Raw genomic sequence first — 2,902 nt, 5'->3', positions numbered from 1 at the left:
AAGGCTTCCTCCCTTGCAAACCTCTCCCAAGGTATAGGCGACTTCCTCTCCCTCTTTGAGAGCCTTGATGTTGAGTCCCTGTTCAAGGGAAAGCAGGCGAGCGTATCAAACCCGGATATCCTTGAGGTCAGCGTGACGGAGGAGGCACCGAACCTTGAGTTCAACGTAAACGTCAACAAACTTGCCCAGGCTGAGGTCAGGGTGAGCAACGGGGGTTTTTCGGACCTGACCAATACTTTCGCCGGCTCTGGAACCCTGACGATAACCTACGACACCGGCTCTGGAACCGAGAGCTTCAACGTTGACTACAGCGCAGGTCAGACCCTTGAGGACCTTGTAAACAGCATAAACTCAGCCCAGAGCAGGATAAGAGCCTCCGTTTACTACGATGGGACATCCTACAGGCTCATGCTCTCTGAGTCTGATGTCTCAGCCTCAACCGTTGAGACGGACACGGCGGGAGGTGTCTATGCTATAAGCGTCAGCGGACTTCCCTCTGAGCTTGGCACTGGGCTTGACACTATCCAGGGTGCCCAGAATGCAGAGATCGTTGTGGGCTCCGGCTCTCCGATAACCAGTCCTTCCAACACCTTTGAGAACGTGATAAGCGGGGTGACGATAACGGTAAAGGCTACGGGGAGCTCCTCGGTGAGCATAACCGAGAGCTACGATAAGGTTACCTCCTTCTTCAGTAACTTTGTCAAGAACTACAACGCTCTCGTCTCTCTCGTTGGCTCCCTCACCAACGGGGATGAGGCGCTCTTTAAGGGTGACTACACCATAGGGAGCGTTCAGACCGGTATAGCCCAGAGGCTTGACCCCCTGATAGAGCTCGGACTGATAGACTACAACGGAGATACCGGTGAGATTTCCCTCAATAGTGACAAACTTAACGAGCTCCTCACCACGGACCCAGACAGCGTGAAGTCCCTTATAGAGGATATAAAGAGTTCTTACACCACCTATCTCCAGACGGAGAAGGGGCTCTTCAGCAGTTTTGAACAGAGCTACAACGACCAGATAGAGAGTATTGATGAGAGGATACAGGAGCTTGGAAGCCGGCTGGCTCAGGAGGAGCAGCTCCTGAGGAAAGAATACGCTCAGCTTGAGGCTTTCATAGCTCAGGCTAACGATATAAGGGAGAGGCTGAAGCAGTTCATAGTGACCCTCTCCGAGATGACAAAAGGAGGTAGTGAGCGATGAATCCAGCAGAGGTTTATCTTCAAAACATGGTTGAGAACGCAAACCCTCTCAGGCTCGTGATAATGCTCTACGAGAAGGCTATAGCCTGCCTTGAGGATGCTGTAGAGGCGGTTGAGTCCGGACTTGAGGATACCGAAAAGGTGAAGACCAAAGCAGAAAATCTAACGAGGGCGATGGATATACTCATAGTGCTACAGGCGTCCCTTGAACACGAGAAGGGTCAGGAGATAGCAAAAAACCTTGACGAAATCTACGATGCTCTTATAAATGAAATTGTGAGAGCTAACATGAAGAACGACGCTGAGCTTATGAGAGAGATAAAGAAGGTTCTTGAGGAACTAAAAGAGGCATGGGAAGAGGCGGAGAAGAAGGTGTATGGAAAAGAGGAGGCTGTAGCGAGGGCTGATGAATGAAAATCTCAAGGATATACTTCTAAAGTGCGAAGTCTATCTGGAAGAGGGAGACTTTGACAATCTAATAAAGACCCTTGAGGAAGTTCTGAGTCTGGATCTAAAGAGCCTGAGAAAGGAGGATTATGAGGAGGCTCTTAGGATAATAGAGTTCCTTATTCAGAAGGCTGAAGAGAAGAAGCTTGATATAGCCCAGAAGCTGATGAACTTCCAGAAGTTCAAGGGCTACCTAAGGTAGCTACTGCCCTTCCTCAAGGAGCTCGTTCTCTATCTCAAAGTAAACATAGTAGGCGTTTACGGGGTTCACGTCAAAGAAAACAGGAACCTGAGCGTAGGCGGGGTCAATCTTGAGAAGCTCCTCGTTTATGTGCTCCCTTACGTAGTCTATGTCCCTTCCCTCCTCTATCATCCTCCTGATGGTGTTTCTGAGGTCCGATATGTACTTCTTCGTCCACATGACCCTGTCCTTTATCCTCTCCTTCGTGAGCATAGGGTCTCCGTGTCCCGGCAGGAGGACATCTGGGTCAAGCTCAAGTATCTTGTCAAGGCACACGAGCCAGCTCTTTGAGTTCCCAGAGCCCAAGAAGGGGAGCCTCCCGTCAAAGACTATATCCCCGCTGAAGAGAACCCTCTTCTCAGGTATCCAGAGGACTATATCCCCCGGTGTGTGGGCTTTGCAAAAGTGCCTGACCTGAAAGGTCAGCCTTCCCATGTGGATGTCAAGGTCCCTCGTGAAGGTTATATCGGGAGGCACCATCTGGGTTCCTTCCATGTGCTCTTTCAGTAACTTTTTCCTCGCCTCATAGAAGTTCTGGCTTGAGGGCTGGGATATGTAGTCAAGCGCCCACTCGTGGGCTATCACCACAGAGCCCGCTTCCTTTAGTGCACCCACGCCGTAGAAGTGGTCCGTGTGGTAGTGGCTCACTACCGTGAACCTTATGGGCTCCTTTGTAACGCTCCTTATGGTCTCAACGAGCTCCTTACCAAGTTTGTAGGTTGTGAGGGCATCAAAGACGAGCACACCCTCCCCGGTGACAACGAAGTAGGCGTTGGATATAAATCCCCTGTTTTCGTAGCTCACCTGCTCGTGGGCACCAAAGACACCGTAAACACCTTCCTTTATCTCCTTCAGCGTCTCCCTAACGTGTCTGGGGTACTCCCCCGAGAAGGAGATACCCACCAGAAGGAGTGCGAGCACAAATCTCTTCACTCTCCCTTTACCTCAGCTATAGCTGACTTTATGTCCTTGTCAGCCTTCAGAAAGAGCTCCTTTGACCTTTGGGAAAGGT

At 50.7% G+C, this 2,902-nt stretch carries 4 protein-coding genes; 3 read left to right on the top strand and 1 reads right to left on the bottom strand.

The window, feature by feature from the left end:
• The 3 genes from fliD to AC1HCM_RS02400 all read left to right on the top strand — a co-directional run.
• On the top strand, window positions 1-1,203 hold a 1,203-nt coding region (gene fliD / locus AC1HCM_RS02410), incomplete at its 5' end, for a flagellar filament capping protein FliD (protein ID WP_479460182.1).
• A complete protein-coding gene (gene fliS, locus AC1HCM_RS02405) occupies window positions 1,200-1,616 on the top strand; it encodes a flagellar export chaperone FliS (RefSeq protein ID WP_479460181.1) in 417 nt (138 codons plus the stop codon). The genes fliD and fliS, both read left to right, overlap by 4 nt.
• On the top strand, window positions 1,609-1,851 hold the full coding sequence (locus AC1HCM_RS02400; protein ID WP_479460180.1) for a hypothetical protein: 243 nt from the start codon (window positions 1,609-1,611) through the stop codon (window positions 1,849-1,851). Before fliS ends, AC1HCM_RS02400 begins: the two co-directional genes overlap by 8 nt.
• Here AC1HCM_RS02400 and AC1HCM_RS02395 read toward each other — a convergent pair whose 3' ends face one another.
• A complete protein-coding gene (locus AC1HCM_RS02395; protein ID WP_479460179.1) occupies window positions 1,852-2,823 on the bottom strand; it encodes an MBL fold metallo-hydrolase in 972 nt (323 codons plus the stop codon).
• Window positions 2,824-2,902 lie beyond the last annotated feature (79 nt).

This window comes from Hydrogenivirga sp., from assembly GCF_056450045.1.
Note: the sequence above shows the minus strand (reverse complement) of the source record. Positions and strands in the feature narration are given on the sequence as shown.